Source organism: Mycobacterium hubeiense (assembly GCF_002838065.1).
Lineage (GTDB): Bacteria > Actinomycetota > Actinomycetes > Mycobacteriales > Mycobacteriaceae > Mycobacterium > Mycobacterium hubeiense.
In genome coordinates this window covers 261,401-276,668 of record NZ_PIZU01000001.1, presented here as the reverse complement: position 1 = coordinate 276,668, position 15,268 = coordinate 261,401, and the positions used below count along the sequence as shown (strand labels likewise).

The 15,268-nt window shown below is 67.6% G+C and carries 17 protein-coding genes and 1 pseudogene; 15 read left to right on the top strand and 3 right to left on the bottom strand.

Annotated features, from left to right (window positions below; genetic code table 11):
• Nucleotides 1-19 precede the first annotated feature (19 nt).
• A complete protein-coding gene (locus tag CWS39_RS01290) occupies nucleotides 20-853 on the top strand; it encodes a DUF3097 domain-containing protein (protein WP_102141083.1) in 834 nt (277 codons plus the stop codon).
• A 44-nt stretch (nucleotides 854-897) separates the two neighbouring features.
• Nucleotides 898-2,229 carry a replication-associated recombination protein A gene (locus CWS39_RS01285; protein WP_102141082.1) on the top strand — a complete coding sequence of 444 codons (1,332 nt, stop codon included), beginning with the start codon at nucleotides 898-900 and terminating at the stop codon, nucleotides 2,227-2,229.
• Nucleotides 2,230-2,232: 3 nt separating this feature from the next.
• On the opposite strand, the gene CWS39_RS01280 is transcribed toward CWS39_RS01285, so the two are convergent.
• Nucleotides 2,233-2,853 carry an antibiotic biosynthesis monooxygenase gene (locus tag CWS39_RS01280; RefSeq protein WP_199177900.1) on the bottom strand — a complete coding sequence of 207 codons (621 nt, stop codon included), beginning with the start codon at nucleotides 2,851-2,853 and terminating at the stop codon, nucleotides 2,233-2,235.
• 315 nt (nucleotides 2,854-3,168) lie between these two features.
• On the opposite strand from CWS39_RS01280, the gene CWS39_RS01275 reads away from it, so the two are divergent.
• From CWS39_RS01275 to CWS39_RS01265, 3 genes are read left to right on the top strand one after another with little or no spacing between them, the layout of a single operon-like run.
• A complete protein-coding gene (locus tag CWS39_RS01275) occupies nucleotides 3,169-3,480 on the top strand; it encodes an ArsR/SmtB family transcription factor (protein ID WP_102141172.1) in 312 nt (103 codons plus the stop codon).
• The gene (locus CWS39_RS01270) at nucleotides 3,477-3,950 is read left to right on the top strand and encodes an SRPBCC family protein (RefSeq protein WP_102141081.1); all 474 of its coding nucleotides are present in this window, start codon (nucleotides 3,477-3,479) and stop codon (nucleotides 3,948-3,950) included. Before CWS39_RS01275 ends, CWS39_RS01270 begins: the two co-directional genes overlap by 4 nt.
• A 2-nt stretch (nucleotides 3,951-3,952) precedes the next feature.
• Nucleotides 3,953-4,357, top strand: coding sequence for a VOC family protein (locus CWS39_RS01265; protein ID WP_102141080.1), 405 nt, complete (start codon nucleotides 3,953-3,955; stop codon nucleotides 4,355-4,357).
• A 6-nt stretch (nucleotides 4,358-4,363) separates the two neighbouring features.
• On the opposite strand, the gene CWS39_RS01260 is transcribed toward CWS39_RS01265, so the two are convergent.
• A complete protein-coding gene (locus CWS39_RS01260) occupies nucleotides 4,364-4,990 on the bottom strand; it encodes an antibiotic biosynthesis monooxygenase (RefSeq protein ID WP_102141079.1) in 627 nt (208 codons plus the stop codon).
• A 127-nt stretch (nucleotides 4,991-5,117) separates the two neighbouring features.
• Between CWS39_RS01260 and CWS39_RS01255 the strand changes: the two genes are divergently transcribed.
• The 10 genes and pseudogenes from CWS39_RS01255 to aroQ all read left to right on the top strand — a co-directional run bounded on the left by CWS39_RS01255 (nucleotide 5,118) and on the right by aroQ (nucleotide 14,712).
• Nucleotides 5,118-5,507 carry a secondary thiamine-phosphate synthase enzyme YjbQ gene (locus tag CWS39_RS01255; protein ID WP_199177914.1) on the top strand — a complete coding sequence of 130 codons (390 nt, stop codon included), beginning with the start codon at nucleotides 5,118-5,120 and terminating at the stop codon, nucleotides 5,505-5,507.
• Nucleotides 5,508-5,575: 68 nt separating this feature from the next.
• Nucleotides 5,576-8,269 carry an alanine--tRNA ligase gene (gene alaS / locus CWS39_RS01250; RefSeq protein ID WP_102141077.1) on the top strand — a complete coding sequence of 898 codons (2,694 nt, stop codon included), beginning with the start codon at nucleotides 5,576-5,578 and terminating at the stop codon, nucleotides 8,267-8,269.
• A 2-nt stretch (nucleotides 8,270-8,271) separates the two neighbouring features.
• Nucleotides 8,272-8,790 carry a Holliday junction resolvase RuvX gene (ruvX, locus tag CWS39_RS01245; RefSeq protein WP_102141076.1) on the top strand — a complete coding sequence of 173 codons (519 nt, stop codon included), beginning with the start codon at nucleotides 8,272-8,274 and terminating at the stop codon, nucleotides 8,788-8,790.
• Nucleotides 8,783-10,027 carry an endolytic transglycosylase MltG gene (gene mltG, locus CWS39_RS01240; protein WP_102141075.1) on the top strand — a complete coding sequence of 415 codons (1,245 nt, stop codon included), beginning with the start codon at nucleotides 8,783-8,785 and terminating at the stop codon, nucleotides 10,025-10,027. Before ruvX ends, mltG begins: the two co-directional genes overlap by 8 nt.
• Nucleotides 10,024-10,842 (top strand): shikimate dehydrogenase, encoded by an 819-nt coding sequence (locus CWS39_RS01235; protein WP_102141074.1) that lies wholly within the window; start codon nucleotides 10,024-10,026, stop codon nucleotides 10,840-10,842. The genes mltG and CWS39_RS01235 overlap by 4 nt, the downstream gene beginning before the upstream one ends.
• 9 nt (nucleotides 10,843-10,851) lie before the next feature.
• Nucleotides 10,852-11,283, top strand: a complete 432-nt coding sequence (locus CWS39_RS01230) for a prepilin peptidase (protein ID WP_102141073.1) — start codon at nucleotides 10,852-10,854, stop codon at nucleotides 11,281-11,283.
• Between the two features lie 69 nt (nucleotides 11,284-11,352).
• A complete protein-coding gene (aroC, locus tag CWS39_RS01225) occupies nucleotides 11,353-12,564 on the top strand; it encodes a chorismate synthase (RefSeq protein ID WP_102141171.1) in 1,212 nt (403 codons plus the stop codon).
• Nucleotides 12,564-13,088, top strand: a pseudogene (locus CWS39_RS01220) (shikimate kinase); the annotation flags it as partial. The gene aroC and the pseudogene CWS39_RS01220, both read left to right, overlap by 1 nt.
• A 116-nt stretch (nucleotides 13,089-13,204) precedes the next feature.
• Complete coding sequence (aroB, locus tag CWS39_RS01215) at nucleotides 13,205-14,284, top strand: 3-dehydroquinate synthase (protein WP_102141071.1); 1,080 nt, start codon at nucleotides 13,205-13,207, stop codon at nucleotides 14,282-14,284.
• Nucleotides 14,281-14,712, top strand: a complete 432-nt coding sequence (gene aroQ, locus CWS39_RS01210; RefSeq protein ID WP_102141070.1) for a type II 3-dehydroquinate dehydratase — start codon at nucleotides 14,281-14,283, stop codon at nucleotides 14,710-14,712. The genes aroB and aroQ overlap by 4 nt, the downstream gene beginning before the upstream one ends.
• Here the strand turns inward: aroQ and CWS39_RS01205 are convergent.
• Entirely contained in the window at nucleotides 14,709-15,263 is a 555-nt protein-coding gene (locus CWS39_RS01205; protein WP_102141069.1) for a B-4DMT family transporter, read from the bottom strand. The two genes, aroQ and CWS39_RS01205, sit on opposite strands and share 4 nt — an antisense overlap.
• Nucleotides 15,264-15,268: the final 5 nt, after the last annotated feature.

Below are 15,268 nucleotides of genomic sequence, written 5' to 3'. Positions count from 1 at the left end.
GTGACCCTACGATCGGGCGGTGGCTGATCGCTATGGGACAGACGTACTCGCCAACAATCCGCACAACACGCGGAAGGTTCGCTCCACCGAACAGCCGGTGGATACCGGGATGGTCGTGGAGGACGCGCAGAGCGGCTTCGTGGGCGCTGTGGTTCGCATCGAGAAGAGCCGCATCGACCTCGAGGACCGCAACGGCCGGATCCGCTCGTTCCCGCTGGGGCCGGGCTACCTGATCGACGGCCGGCCGGTGATCCTCACCGCGCCGCAGCGTCCGGCACGCACCGCGACACGCACGGCGTCGGGCTCGGTGGCGGTGCCCGCGACGCGTGCCCGGGTGGCGCTCGCCAGCCGCATCTACGTCGAGGGGCGCCACGACGCCGAGCTCGTCGAGCAGGTGTGGGGCGACGACCTGAGGGCCGAGGGCGTCGTCGTGGAGCACCTCGGCGGGGTCGACGACCTTGTCTGCATCGTCGAGCAGTTCCGGCCCGGACCCGGCCGGCGGCTCGGAGTGCTCGTCGACCATCTCGTCGCCGGGTCGAAGGAGGCCCGCATCGCCGATGCGGTGCGACGCGGGCCGGGCGGCGCGCACACGCTCGTCGTCGGACATCCGTATGTCGACATCTGGCAGGCGGTCAAGCCGGCCCGCGTCGGCCTGCAGGCCTGGCCGATCGTGCCGCGGCACACCCAGTGGAAGCACGGCGTCTGTCAGGCACTGGGCTGGCCGCACGCCACGCAAGCCGACATCGCGCAGGCGTGGCAGCGGATCCGCGGGCGGGTCCGCGACTGGAACGACCTCGAGCCGGCGCTCATCGGCCGGGTCGAGGAGCTGATCGACTTCGTCACGCAAACCTGACGGCTCGCGCGGGAGATGTCGCCGCCGCGTGGTATGCCTGAAGCGTGTCCGAAGGTCTGTTCGACCTGCCCGGCGCGTCCGGGCTGACCGACCGCAGCGGGACGCCGGCTCCGCTGGCGGTGCGGATGCGCCCGGCCACGCTCGACGAGGTCGTCGGGCAGGACCACCTGCTGGCGCCGGGGTCACCGCTGCGGCGGCTCGTCGAGGGCGCCGGGGCTGCGTCGGTGATCCTCTACGGGCCACCCGGCACCGGTAAGACGACGCTGGCGTCGTTGATCTCGCAGGCGACGGGCCGGCGATTCGAGGCGCTCTCGGCGCTGTCGGCCGGTGTCAAGGAGGTCCGCGCCGTCATCGACACCGCCAGGCGAGCGGCGGCCCACGGCGAGCAGACCGTGTTGTTCATCGACGAGGTGCACCGGTTCTCCAAGACGCAGCAGGACGCGCTGCTGTCCGCGGTGGAGAACCGGGTGGTGCTGCTGGTCGCGGCCACCACCGAAAATCCATCGTTCTCCGTGGTGGCACCGCTGCTGTCGCGCTCGCTGATCCTGGCGCTGCAACCGCTGAGGCCAGACGACGTCCGCACCGTCGTCAAACGGGCCATCGACGATCCGCGCGGCCTGGGTGGGCAGGTCCAGGTCAGCGACGACGCCGTCGAGCTGCTGGTGCAGCTCTCGGCGGGTGATGCCCGTCGAGCGCTCACCGCGCTGGAGGTTGCCGCCGAAGCGGGTGACGAGGTGACGGTCGAAGCGATCGAGCAGTCGCTGGACAAGGCCGCGGTGCGCTATGACCGCGACGGGGATCAGCATTACGACGTCATCAGCGCGTTCATCAAGTCGATCCGCGGGTCCGACGTCGACGCCGCCCTGCACTACCTGGCCCGGATGCTGGTGGCGGGGGAGGACCCGCGGTTCGTGGCGCGCCGGCTGATGATCCTTGCCAGCGAGGACATCGGCATGGCCGACCCGACCGCGCTGCAGACCGCGGTCGCCGCCGCGCAGACGGTCCAATTGATCGGAATGCCCGAAGCCCAGCTGACCCTCGCACACGCCACCGTGCACCTGGCCACCGCACCGAAATCGAATGCGGTGACGACGGCGCTGGGGAAGGCGATGAACGACATCCGCGACGGCAAGGCGGGGCTGGTGCCGCCGCATCTGCGCGACGGGCATTACTCCCGCGCGACCAAACTGGGCAATGCCGTGGGCTACAAGTATTCGCACGACCACCCCGACGGCGTTGTGGCCCAACAGTATCCACCCGACGAGCTGGTCGGCGTCGACTACTACCAGCCGACGGGCCGCGGAGCCGAACGCGAGATCGCGAGCCGGCTGGAAAAGTTGCGGGCCATCATCCGCCGCAAGCGCGACAAAGCCTGAGGGTCACACCATCTCAGGTACCCGCAGGTGCGCGATCGCCAGCTCGAATTCGCCAACGTCGATCACGTCAGCGCCCAATTCCCGGGTCCGTGCATTTCTCAGTTCTCGCGCGTGTTCGCGGTTGCGCTCCATGGCGTCGCGGCTGTCGAACGTCGTCGACGACACGCCACGCCCCGATGAGCGGTTGACAAGCAGGCTGGCGCTGGAGAAACCCTCCAAGTTCTCTAGCGACGGCAAGACCGACGTCCGATAGAACTCGACGGCGCGGTCGGCCTGATCCGGTGGCAGCTTTAGCCAGGTAGCCCGCACGCAAGCGCCCTCACTCGACGGGTGGTCACGGTGCAGCACCGCGAGTTCCCATGAATCGATCGTCGGGGTGCCGCCGAAGATCTCCGCGGCCCGCTCCCGAAGCGGTGCAGCCTTCTCGGTGCTGATGCGCAACGCCTCCTCGGTTTCCCAGGCGCTGGTGGCGATGCAGTGGCCGGACTCCCTGTCGACCAACAGCGATAGGCCGACGTAGCCGTCCATTTGCGCTAAAGCCGGCATGACTTCGTCACGGACGTAGGCGATTCCGGCATCGATGGACTCCGGCTTGGCATCGATAGTCGTAGAGCGCGCGTACACGATCCCCACCTCTTCGTGTCGGGGCAGCGCCCCGGTGGCGCCACCGGATCTACCCAGCCTCCTCCCGCAGAGCAAACATTTCAATGAAGGCCGCGCTGTCGCGAAGCTGTAGTTGTCGGGGTATGCACTCGAACAACGTCTCGATATCTACAGCCTCGACGAAACATCTACAGCCTCGACGAAACCCGAAGAGATTGCTCCTTGACACCCGGCGAACCATCCCTTAGCTTGGCAATCAACCAACAGATTGATCAATGAAAAGGTTGACTATTGGGGAGTGAGGGAGATGCCGAAGCTCGGCTGGATCGCGCCTTCATGGCGCTGGCGGACCCCGTCCGGCGCGCCATCGTGGCGCGCCTGTCGCGGGGCCCAGCCACTGTCAACGAGCTGGCCGAGCCGTTCGACATCACCAAACAAGCTGTGTCCAAACACATTCAGGTGCTCGAGCAATCGGGTCTGGTCACCCGGACCCGCGACGCTCAGCGCCGCCCGGTTCATCTGGACGCGGCCGCACTGGAGCGGCTGACCGCCTGGATCGACCGGTATCGGCTCGACGCCGAACGCAATTACCGCCGGCTGGATGCCCTGCTTGCGGCGATGAACACCGAGAAAGGAAGCGAAGAATGACCAACGCACTGGATCTCAACGCCCCCGTCGACACCCTGGCGATGGAGTTCACCCGGGAATTCGACGCGCCCGTGGAGGCGCTGTTCCGCGCGCACGCCGAGCCGGATCTGATCAAGCAATGGTTGGGTCCGCACGGCCTGGAGATGACGATCGAAGAGTGGGACTTCAAGAGCCACGGCGGATATCGCTACTCGCACACCGACGAGAGCGGCGAATACCGGTTCAACGGCGTGTTCCACACGGTGCGCGAGAACGAATTGATCCTGCAGACCTTCGAATTCGAGGGCGCACCCGACCAGGTCAACATCGAGTACATGTGGTTCGAGGACCTCGGCGACGGACGCAGCCGACTCCGCGGCCGGTCCATCTGCCCGAGCGTCGAGGCCCGCGACGCGCTGCTGTCCTCGGGTATGGAGGGCGGCATGACCGAGGGTTACGAGAAGCTCGACGCGCTGCTGAAGACGCTGTGACGATGGATTGGACGCTCGAGGTGGTGGTGGTCCCGGTCAGCGACATCGACCGGGCCATCGCCTTCTACCGCGATCAACTCGGCTTCCACCTCGACCACGACACCCAGGCGCCGGGCATGCGGTTCGCGCAGTTGACGCCGCCGGGGTCGGGCTGCTCGATCGTCGTGGGTGACCAGCCCGGTGGCCGGTCGATGCCGCCGGGGTCGCTCAAGGGTCTGCAACTGGTGGTGGCCGACGCCTACCGGGCGCACGACGTACTGGCCGCGCGCGGCGTCGCGGTCGGCGACATCAACGTCATCGACCAACGCGACGGCGGCACCCTGTTTGAGTTCGCCGACCCCGACGGCAACGCGTGGGTGGTGCAACAGATCAAGGCGCGGGCGGAGGAGCCGCTCATCCCGCGCTGAGATCCGTCAGGCCAACTCGGGGACCCGCAGATGAGCCAGCGCCAGCTCGAACTCGCACTCGTCGACTTCTTCGACCGCGCCGAACTCGGTGATCTTGGCGGCCTTGAGCTGGTTCGCCTGCTCCCGGTTGCGTTCCATCGCCTCGCGGCTGTCAAACGTCACGGTGGACACCGAACGCCCGGTAGCCCGGTTGGTCAGCAGGCTGGCGCTGCAGAAGCCCTCGAGGCCCTCCAGGTCGTGGATGACCGAGCTCTTGTAGTACTCGATGCCGGCGTCGACGTTGGCCGGGTCGGTCTGCACCCACGTGGCCCGCGCGCAGGCCACGTCGTGGGTGGGATGGTCGCGGTGCAGCGCGGTGATCTCCCAGTCCTCGACGGTCGCGCTACCTCCGCCGAACATCTCCACGGCCCGGTCCCGAAGCGGCTTCACCCGCTCCAAACTGGCGGCTCTGGCGTCCTCGGTCTCCCAGGCGCTGGTGGCGATGCAGCGGCCAGACTCCCGGTCGACGAGCAGTGACATGCCGACACACCCATCCATCGCCTGCAGGGCGGGCATGACCTCATCGCGAACAAACGCAATTCCGGCGTCGATCGACTCCGGCTGCGCAGTAATAGTGGTAGAGCGTGCGTACACGACCCACCCCCTTTTGTTCGGGGCAGCGCCCCGGTGGCGCCACCGGTCACTCCTAAGGGTCCTCCGCTGCGTTGCCTGAGGCAATGCCCTCAAGCTGCCCTCGTACGCTGGAAATATGGAATCTGATGTGCTGGATGTGGACACCTCCCGCCGCCGGATCGTCGACCTGACCGACGCGGTGCGGTCCTTCTGCGCGGGCCACCGCGACGGGCTGTGCAACGTGTTCGTTCCACACGCCACGGCGGGGGTGGCGATCATCGAAACGGGCGCCGGGTCCGACGACGATCTGGTGGATACGTTGGAGCGGTTGCTTCCCCGCGACGATCGCTACCGGCACGCCCACGGTTCGCCCGGCCACGGCGCCGACCACGTGCTGCCGGCCTTGGTCTCACCGTCGGTGACGGTGCCCGTCGCGGCGGGCGAACCGTTGCTGGGCACCTGGCAGAGCATCGTGCTGGTGGACCTCAACCGAGACAACCCGCAACGGTCGGTGCGCCTCAGCTTCATCACCGGCTGACGGACGGCAACCGGTACTGTAGTGCGGTCGATTATTCGCGACGGAACAAACATTAAGGACAGCAGCCAGTGCAGACACACGAGATCAGGAAGCGCTTCCTCGATCATTTCGTGAAGGCGGGTCATACCGAGGTGCCCAGCGCCTCGGTGATCCTCGATGACCCCAACCTGCTGTTCGTCAACGCCGGCATGGTGCAGTTCGTGCCGTACTTCCTCGGCCAACGCACGCCGCCGTACAAGACGGCCACCAGCATCCAGAAGTGCATCCGCACTCCGGATATCGACGAGGTGGGTGTCACCACCCGGCACAACACCTTCTTCCAGATGGCGGGCAACTTCTCGTTCGGCGACTATTTCAAGCGCGGCGCCATCGAGCTGGCGTGGACGCTGCTGACGACGTCCATCGACGACGGCGGCTTCGGGATGGATCCCGAAAGGCTTTGGGCCACTGTCTATCTGGACGACGACGAGGCTGCAGAGCTCTGGCAGGAGGTAGCCGGGCTGCCGCCCGAGCGCATCCAACGTCGTGGAATGGCCGACAATTACTGGTCGATGGGCATCCCCGGCCCGTGCGGTCCTTGCTCCGAAATCTATTACGACCGCGGCCCTGAGTTCGGTGTCGAGGGCGGGCCCATCGTCAATGAGGAGCGCTACCTCGAGATCTGGAACCTCGTCTTCATGCAGAACGAGCGTGGCGAGGGTACGTCGAAGGAGGACTTCGAAATCCTCGGCCCGCTGCCGCGCAAGAACATTGACACCGGAATGGGTGTCGAGCGGGTGGCATTCCTGCTGCAAGGTGTGCACAACGTCTACGAAACCGACCTGCTGCGGCCGATCATCGACACCACGGCACGGTTCGCCCCGCGCGGATACGACGTGGGAAACCACGACGACGACGTCCGTTACCGGGTCATCGCCGATCACAGCCGAACCGCGGCGATCCTGATCGGCGACGGCGTCAGCCCCGGCAACGACGGCCGCGGTTATGTGCTGCGCCGGTTGCTGCGTCGCGTCATCCGGTCGGCCAAGCTGCTGGGTATCGATGTCCCGATCGTCGGCGAACTGATGAGCACGGTGCGTGACGCGATGGGTCCGTCGTATCCGGAGCTGGTCAACGATTTCGACCGTATTCAACGCATCGCGGTCGCCGAGGAGACCGCGTTCAACCGCACGTTGACCTCCGGATCGCGGTTGTTCGAAGACGCTGCGCGCGCGACGAAAGCCGCTGGCACCACGGTGCTGTCGGGCTCCGACGCGTTCACGCTGCACGACACCTACGGCTTCCCGCTCGAGCTCACGCTGGAGATGGCCGCCGAGGCAGGGCTAAGTGTCGACGAAGAGGGCTTCCGGCATCTGATGGCCGAACAGCGACAGCGGGCCAAAGCCGACGCCGCGGCGCGCAAGCAGGCGCACACGGATCTGTCGGCCTACCGCGAACTCGTCGACACCGCCCCGACAGAGTTCACCGGTTTCGACGAATTGACTTCCGAGGCAAAGATTCTCGGTATCTTCGTCGATGGTCACAGGGTGCCGGTGGTGAGCCACAACGGCGGCCCGTCGCCGGATCGTGTCGAGCTGATCCTGGACCGCACCCCGTTCTATGCCGAGTCGGGCGGACAGATCGCCGACGAGGGCACCATCGTCGGGACCGGTGCGTCGGTCGCCGCCAAGGCCGCCGTCACCGATGTGCAGAAGATCGCCAAAACACTGTGGGCGCACCGGGTCAACGTCGAGTCGGGCGAGTTCGTGGAGGGCGACACCGTCGTCGCCGCCGTCGACCCACGGTGGCGCCACGGCGCGACGCAGGGCCATTCCGGCACCCACATGGTGCACGCCGCACTGCGGCAAGTGCTGGGGCCCAACGCCGTTCAGGCCGGATCGCTCAACCGGCCAGGGTATCTGCGGTTCGACTTCAACTGGCAGGGCGCGTTATCGGAAAGCCAGCGCACCGACATCGAAGAGGTCACCAACGAAGCCGTCGAGGCCGACTACGAGGTGCACAGCTTCACCACCGAACTCGACAAGGCCAAGGCGATGGGCGCGATGGCGCTGTTCGGCGAGAGTTATCCCGACGAGGTGCGGGTGGTCGAAATCGGGGGCCCGTTCTCACTGGAGCTGTGCGGCGGTACACACGTGCGCAGTTCGGCGCAGATCGGTCCGGTCACCATCCTGGGCGAGTCGTCGGTGGGGTCGGGCGTGCGGCGCGTCGAGGCCTACGTCGGGTTGGACTCGTTCCGCCACCTGGCCAGGGAGCGCGCGCTGCTGGCCGGACTGGCGTCGTCGCTGAAGGTGCCGTCCGACGAGGTGCCCGCCCGGGTGGCCCAGTTGGTGGAGCGCCTCAAGGTCGCCGAGAAGGAACTCGACAAGATGCGGCTCGCCAACGCGCGAGCAGCCGCGGCAAATGCCGTCGCAGGCGCCGAGATCATCGGTAAGGTCCGACTCGTGGCGCAGCGGATGGCCGGCGGGATGTCGGCGGCGGATCTGCGCACGCTCGTCGCCGACATTCGCGGCAAGCTCGGTAGCGACCCGGCCGTGGTCGCGTTGCTCGCCGAGGGCGAGAACGATACCGTGCCTTTCGTCGTGGCGGTCAACCCGGCCGCACAGGACCTCGGCTTGCGCGCCAACGAGTTGGTCAAAACGGTGGGCGTAGCGGTGAACGGCCGCGGGGGCGGCAAGGCCGATCTGGCGCAAGGTTCCGGTAAGGGGGCGGGGGGCATCGACGCGGCATTGGCCGCGCTGCGCGCAGAACTGGGCCGGAGTTAGCTTTGACCTACACCGATGATCGCCTGCCGGATCGACCCGGGCGTTTCTTGACGCCACCCGATCCCGGGCGCGGACGACGGCTGGGCATCGACGTGGGCAGCGTCCGCATCGGGGTGGCCACCAGTGACCCCGACGGCATCTTGGCCACGCCGGTGGAAACCGTGCGGCGGGATCGGTCGGGCGGGCATCTGCGCCGGCTGGCCAGCTTGGTCGACGAGCTCGCGGTGGTGGAAGTGGTGGTGGGCCTGCCCCGTACGCTGGCCGATCGCACCGGCCCGTCCGCCCGCGACGCGATCGACCTGGCGGACGCACTCGCCCGGCGTGTCGCGCCCGTCCCCGTGCGCCTCGCCGATGAACGGCTGACTACTGTGACGGCGCAGCGGTCGTTGCGCGAGGCCGGAGTTCGCGCTAAGAGTCAGCGGACGATGATCGACCAAGTAGCCGCCGTGGGGATTTTGCAAGGCTGGCTGGACCAGCGGCGCGCGGTGATGGCCGCGCCCGGAGAGGGCGGCGATGGTTGACGACTGGGGTACCGATCGCGCACAGCCTGTGGCGGTGGGGTCGCCGCGGCGCGCAACGAGCCGCGCCGAGAAGAACCGGGAGGCCCGACGGCGGCGCAGGCGTCGCATGGTTCGGGGGTTCTCGCTGGCCGCGCTCATCGTGGTGGTCGTCGGCGCGATCTTTGTGGGCTCCAGGTTGTGGCACAACATGTTTGGCGGCGTCGACGATTACGCCGGCGGCGGCGTGGACGACGTGGTGATCCAGATTCACGACGGCGATTCCACGACAGCGATCGGCCAGACGCTGGAGGACCACAATGTGGTGGCGACGAGTGAGGCATTCGTCGCGGCGGCGGCGGGCAATTCTGCGATCTCGTCGATTCAGCCCGGTTTCTATAAAGTCCGCACCGAGATTTCCGCCTCGAATGCCGTTGAGCAACTGGCCGATCCGCAGAACCGGGTGGGCAAGCTGGTGATTGCGGAGGGACGCCAGCTCGACGACGTCGCCGACGTCAGGACCAATGCGGTGACCGAGGGCATCTTCACCTTGATCTCCCGCGCGTCGTGCGTGAACCTCAACGGCGAACGTCGCTGTGTAGATGCCGACGAGCTGCGTGAGATAGCGCGTACCGCCGAGCTGTCCGCGTTGTCCGTGCCGGACTGGGCCGCAGAACAAGTCGAGGCGATGGGCGACGACCACCGCCGGCTGGAAGGGTTGATCGCACCGGGTACGTGGAACATCGACCCCTCCGCGTCCGCGCAGGACATCCTGTCCCGGTTGATCGCCGACAGCGTGAAGCAATATGAGGAAGGCGGCCTGCTGGAGACGGCGAAGACGCTGAACATGTCGCCCTACGAGATTCTCACGGTGGCTTCGCTGGTGCAGCGAGAGGCGCTGCCGCAAGACTTCGCGAAGGTCGCACGCGTCATCTACAACCGGCTGGTCGAGTACCCCAAGCTGGAGTTCGATTCGACGGTGAACTATCCGCTGGATCGCATCGAGGTGGCCACCACCGACGCGGACCGTGCCCAAGCGACACCGTGGAACACCTATGTCCGCGAGGGACTTCCGGCCACCCCGATCGGTTCACCCGGCGCGGAGGCGCTGGCGGCCGCCGAGCACCCGGCGCAGGGGGACTGGCTGTACTTCGTCACCATCGACATGCAGGGCACGACGCTGTTCACCCGGGACTTCAACGAGCACCTCGCGAATATCCAACTGGCTCAGAACAACGGTGTCCTCGACTCCGCGCGATGAGCGCCAGCGAAGAGCGCAATCGGGTAGCGCACGGTAGAAAAGCCGCCGTTCTCGGGTCGCCCATCGCGCATTCCCGCTCGCCCCAGTTGCACCTGGCCGCGTACCGCGCGTTAGGGCTTCACGACTGGACTTATGAGCGCATCGAGTGCACGGCCGAGCAATTGCCCGGTCTGGTAGGCGGTTTCGGCCCGGAATGGGTGGGCGTCTCGGTCACCATGCCCGGCAAATTCGCGGCGTTGCGATTCGCCGACGTGCGCACCTCACGCGCGGATCTGGTGGGCTCGGCCAACACGCTGGTCCGGACGGCGACCGGCTGGCGGGCAGACAACACCGACACCGACGGCGTGATCGGCGCGTTGGGATCCGCGACGGGACACGCGGTGGTGGTGGGTTCGGGCGGCACCGCCCCGGCGGTGGTGGTCGGTCTGTCCGAGCTTGGTGTGCAACGGATTACTGTCGTTGCGCGCAATCCCGACAAGGCCGCGCCGCTGGTGGCCCTCGCGGCCGGTGCGGACATCGAGGCGTGCTGGTGCGATATCGAGGGCGTCGAGCTGACGGACGTCGACGTGATGGTCAGCACCATCCCGGCGGACGCGGCCGCCCCGTATGCGCAGGCGCTGGCGGTGACGCCGCTGCTGCTCGACGCGATCTATGACCCGTGGCCGACGCCGCTGGCCGCAGCGGTCGAAGCGGCCGGCGGCCGGGTGATCAGCGGGCTGGAGATGTTGTTGCATCAGGCGTTCGCTCAGGTGGAGCAGTTCACCGGATTGCCCGCGCCCAAAGAAGCGATGAGGGCGGCGCTGGACGGGCCTTAACCTCAGTGGGTGGGGGTGGTGGCGGCCGTACTGGGGCTTGGCTGGTTGGTCACGCTGAGTGTGTACGACGTGCGGGAACGGCGACTGCCGAACCGTCTGACACTGCCCGGTGCCGCGGTGATCCTTGTCGGAGCTGTGGTGGCCGGGCGCGGGGTGGGCGCGGTTGTCGGCGCCGCGACGCTTCTGGGGCTGTATCTGCTCGTGCATCTGCTGGCGGCCCAGGCGATGGGCGGCGGCGACGTGAAGCTGGCGTTCGGCCTCGGCGCACTGACGGGCGCGTTCGGGATGGACGTGTGGATGCTGGCCGCGCTCGCGGCCCCGCTGCTGACCGCCGCGTGGGCCGTCGTCGCGCTCATTCGACGGGCCGGACCGGCTGTGCCGCACGGCCCGTCGATGTGCCTGGCGAGCGCTGCGGCCGTCGCCATGGCGACGTGGGCGTAATTGGTTCCGCTGCGCGCCACCCAGCACGCCGAAATCGCACGCCAGGGCCGTCGTGGGAAGATGGGACACGTGTTGCGATGGACCACAGCTGGTGAATCTCATGGCCGCGCGCTGGTGGCCGTGCTCGAAGGCATGGTCGCCGGCGTTCACGTCACCTCCGACGACATCGCTACCCAGCTGCAGCGCCGGCGGCTCGGCTACGGCCGTGGCGCCCGTATGAAGTTCGAAAAAGACCACGTCACCCTGCTGGGCGGCGTCCGGCACGGCGTCACGCTCGGAGGCCCGATCGCCGTGGAGATCGGCAACACCGAATGGCCCAAGTGGGAAACCGTGATGGCGCCCGATCCGGTCGACCCCGCCGAACTCGAAGACAGCGCCCGTAACGCGCCTCTGACCCGGCCCCGTCCGGGCCACGCCGACTACGCCGGCATGCTCAAATACGGTTTCGACGACGCCCGTCCGGTGTTGGAACGGGCCAGCGCCCGCGAGACCGCCGCCCGCGTCGCCGCCGGGACGGTCGCGAAGCAATTCCTCAAGCAAGCGATCGGGGTCGAGGTGATCTCACACGTCATCTCCATCGGGGCGTCCGCGCCGTATGACGGGCCGCCGCCGCAGCCGGGCGATCTGGCCGCCATCGACGAGAGCCCAGTCCGGGCCTATGACAAGGACGCCGAATCGCGGATGATCGCCGAGATCGAGGCCGCCAAGAAAGACGGCGACACCCTCGGCGGTGTCGTCGAGGTGGTCGCCGACGGCCTCCCCGTGGGCCTGGGCTCGTTCACCAGTGGTGACAACCGGCTCGACAGCCAGCTGGCGGCCGCGGTGATGGGCATCCAGGCGATCAAGGGTGTCGAGATCGGCGACGGCTTCGAAACCGCGCGCCGCCGCGGCAGCGTGGCCCACGACGAGATGTTCCCCGGTCCAGGCGGTGTGCTGCGGTCGACGAACCGCGCCGGAGGCCTCGAGGGCGGCATGACCAACGGCCAGCCGCTACGGGTGCGCGCCGCGATGAAACCCATCTCGACCGTGCCCCGGGCGCTGTCCACCGTCGACATGGCCACCGGCGACGAGGCCGTCGCGATCCATCAGCGCTCCGACGTGTGCGCGGTGCCCGCCGCCGGCGTGGTGGTCGAAGCGATGGTCGCGCTGGTGCTGGCCCGCGCCGCGCTGGAGAAGTTCGGCGGCGATTCGCTCACCGAGACGCGCACGAATATCGACACCTACCTTCGCGCCGTGGCTGCCCGCGAACCCGCCACCGAACCGGCACAGGCGTCGGGCTGATGGCACCCAAGGCGGTTCTGGTGGGCCTGCCCGGCTCGGGCAAGTCCACCATCGGTCGGCGACTGGCCAAATCGTTGGGTCTGACGCTGCTCGACACCGATGCGGCGATAGAGGAACGGACCGGTCGCACCATCGCCGACATTTTCGCCAACGACGGTGAGCAGGAATTTCGTCGCATCGAGGAAGAGGTCATCCGGTCGGCGCTGCAGTCGCACGACGGCGTGCTCTCGCTCGGCGGCGGCGCCGTCACCACGCCAGGCGTGCGGGAGGCGTTGGCCGGCCACACCGTCATCTACCTGGAGATCAGCGCCGCCGAGGGGATTCGCCGCACCAGCGGCAACACCATGCGTCCGCTGCTGGCCGGCGGCGACCCGGCCGAGAAGTTCAAAGCACTGATGTCCCAACGTGTTCCGCTGTACCGGCGGGTTGCCACCATGCGGGTCAACACCAATCGCCGCAACCCGGGAGCCGTGGTGCGCCACATCGTGACGCGCCTGGAGAATCCCGACGCGCCGAGTGCGTCGCGCCGCCGGCGCCGGCCGTCGTGGCGTCGTGGCCCCGCCCGCCTGATCGCGCCGCCGAGCACCGAGGCGCCACCTACCCCCGCGGCCCTGGCCGCGCGCAATCTGGAGCGCAACAAGTGAGCCAACCGGTAACCGTCGACGTGCTCGTCGATCCGCCCTACCCGGTGATCATCGGCACGGGGCTGCTCGGCGAGCTGGTCCGCATCCTCGATGGCCGCCACAAGGTCGCCATCCTGCACCAGCCGGTGCTGTCCCAGACCGCTGAGGCTATCCGGAAGGCGCTGTCCGACACCGGGATCGACGCGCATCGCATCGAAATCCCCGACGCCGAGGCGGGTAAGGAACTGCCCGTCGTCGGATTCATCTGGGAAGTGTTGGGCCGCATCGGCCTTGGTCGCAAGGATGCAATTGTCAGCCTGGGCGGGGGAGCGGCCACCGACGTTGCCGGCTTCGCCGCGGCGACCTGGTTGCGCGGAGTGGACATCGTGCATGTACCCACCACGCTGCTCGGCATGGTCGACGCGGCGGTCGGCGGCAAGACCGGTATCAACACCGAGGCGGGTAAGAACCTGGTGGGCGCGTTCCACCAGCCCGCCGCCGTACTGGTCGACCTGGCGACGCTGGAAACCTTGCCGCGCAACGAGATCGTGGCCGGTATGGCCGAAATCGTCAAAGCCGGTTTCATCGCCGATCCCATCATCCTCGACATGATCGAGGCCGACCCCGAGGCGGCGCTCGATCCGACGGGAACGGTGCTGCCCGAACTGATCCGACGGGCCGTCGCGGTCAAGGCCGAGGTGGTCGCGGCCGACGAGAAGGAATCGCAGCTGCGCGAAATCCTCAACTACGGCCACACTTTGGCCCATGCCATCGAGCGGCGTGAACGCTATCAGTGGCGCCACGGCGCCGCGGTGTCGGTCGGGCTGGTGTTCGCGGCCGAACTTGGCCGTCTGGCCGGACGGCTCGACGACGAGACCGCCGATCGGCACCGGTCGGTGCTGACCGCGCTGGGCTTGCCGGTCAGCTATGACACCGACGCATTGCCGCAATTGCTGGAGTTCATGGCCGGCGACAAGAAGACTCGCTCCGGGGTGCTGCGGTTCGTCGTGCTCGACGGCCTGGCCAAGCCCGGTCGACTGGAGGGTCCCGATCCGTCGCTGCTGGCGGCGGCCTACGCGGAGGTTGCGGCGCAATGACGACGGTGCAGGTGATCAACGGACCGAACCTGGGTCGGCTGGGTCGGCGCGAGCCCGACGTCTACGGCAGCACCACCCACGACGATCTGGTTGCCCTCATTGAACGCGAAACCGCCGATCTCGGCTTGAAAGCCGTTGTGCGGCAAAGTGACAGCGAAGCCGAATTGCTCGGCTGGATTCATGCCGCCGCCGACGCCGGCGAACCGGTGGTGCTCAACGCCGGCGCGCTCACGCATACGTCGGTGGCGTTGCGTGACGCCTGCGCCGAATTGCGGGCCCCGCTGATCGAGGTGCACATCTCGAATGTGCACAAGCGCGAGGAGTTTCGGCACCACTCCTACATCAGCGGCGTGGCGACGGGCGTGATCGTCGGCCTGGGTGTGCAGGGCTATCTGCTGGCGCTGCGGTATCTGGCCAGCCTGGATTAGGTGCGGTTCTGGTCCTGCGGCGGCACCGGTTGCGTGGCATCGTCGGGATGGCGCACAGCGGCGAATACATCGGTATCCGCGCGATCTTCATCGATGGCGGCCAGGCCGTGGTGCTTCACCACCACGTCCGGGGCCTTGCGGTCGACGAGGTAGCGGCCGAGCGCGACGCCGATGATGGCCGCGACGAACGTCAGCAACGCGGTGAACGCGGCGAACGTCGTCAATTCGTTGATCAGACCCTCGACGTAGAGGTTCTTGTAGAACAGCCCGATGAACCACGCGACCGCACCGCTGACGATGCCGGCGAACAGACCCGCCAGCAGCCAGGTCATCGCGAAGTCGCCGCGGCGGTCGGGGTCAGGATTGGCGCGGGCGTCTCCGCGACCGTCGACCACACCCCACAGGAAGGCGGCGAGGGCGTACAGGCTCACCAGCACCGCGCTGATCAAACTCGCTCTGGTTTCCCACACGTTGATCATCGCGCCCTGGATCAACCGGACAATCACCATCAGGGCCGCGAACACCAGTCCGCGCAGTAACCACTTAGTCATGGGCA

Excerpts from the sequence above, each read along its gene's own strand:
- aroQ (WP_102141070.1), top strand. The coding sequence starts at position 14,281 with ATGACGACGGTGCAGGTGATCAACGGACCGAACCTGGGTCGGCTGGGT.
- CWS39_RS01275 (WP_102141172.1), top strand. The coding sequence starts at position 3,169 with ATGGCGCTGGCGGACCCCGTCCGGCGCGCCATCGTGGCGCGCCTGTCG.
- CWS39_RS01265 (WP_102141080.1), top strand. The coding sequence starts at position 3,953 with ATGGATTGGACGCTCGAGGTGGTGGTGGTCCCGGTCAGCGACATCGAC.
- CWS39_RS01205 (WP_102141069.1), bottom strand. The coding sequence starts at position 15,263 with ATGACTAAGTGGTTACTGCGCGGACTGGTGTTCGCGGCCCTGATGGTG.
- mltG (WP_102141075.1), top strand. The coding sequence starts at position 8,783 with ATGGTTGACGACTGGGGTACCGATCGCGCACAGCCTGTGGCGGTGGGG.
- CWS39_RS01270 (WP_102141081.1), top strand. The coding sequence starts at position 3,477 with ATGACCAACGCACTGGATCTCAACGCCCCCGTCGACACCCTGGCGATG.
- CWS39_RS01235 (WP_102141074.1), top strand. The coding sequence starts at position 10,024 with ATGAGCGCCAGCGAAGAGCGCAATCGGGTAGCGCACGGTAGAAAAGCC.